At 74.8% G+C, this 501-nt stretch carries 1 protein-coding gene; it reads right to left on the bottom strand.

Translation table 11 applies throughout. The features are described from left to right. Nucleotides 1-501 (bottom strand): Bug family tripartite tricarboxylate transporter substrate binding protein (locus AC1DWF_RS39160; RefSeq protein ID WP_476843762.1); only part of this gene is annotated, 501 nt, incomplete at both ends.

Genomic DNA, 501 nt, shown 5'->3' with positions numbered 1-501 from the left:
GCGGCCGCGGCCGCGACGCGGGCGATGGTCGCGGCAGTCGTGCCGGCAGGGGCGAAGAGCGCCAGCCAGTCGCCGATGGAGAAGCCCGGAAAGCCCTGGTCGGCGATGCTGTCCGGCGCGCCGGGCAAGGAGGTGCCGAGGGACCGGATCTTTCCCTCGCGCAGCAGCGGCGCGGCCAGGGCGACGGAGGTGAAGCCCATCGCCACGTCGCCGCGCAACAGGCCGGTCACCTGGTCGGCGCCGCCCCTGTAGGGGATGTSCTCGGCGGTGATGCCGGCGGCCCGCATCAGCGCGGCCATGGCGAGATGCGTGCGCGCGCCGATCCCGACGCTGCCATAGGCGGCCAAGCGCGGCTCAGCGCGCAGGCGGGCCAGCAGGACGGCCAAAGTGGTCACGCCGAGCTCGGCCCGGACGACCAGCAGCAGCGGCAGCGTGGCCAGCAGCGTCACGGGCGCGAAGGCGGTGCGGTAGTCGAAGCCGAGCCCGCGCATGAGGAAGGGG

It is taken from the genome of Aminobacter sp. P4_D5 (assembly GCF_056401815.1).
The sequence above is the reverse complement of the archived record's forward strand: the minus strand, read 5'-3'. Positions and strand labels throughout refer to the sequence as shown.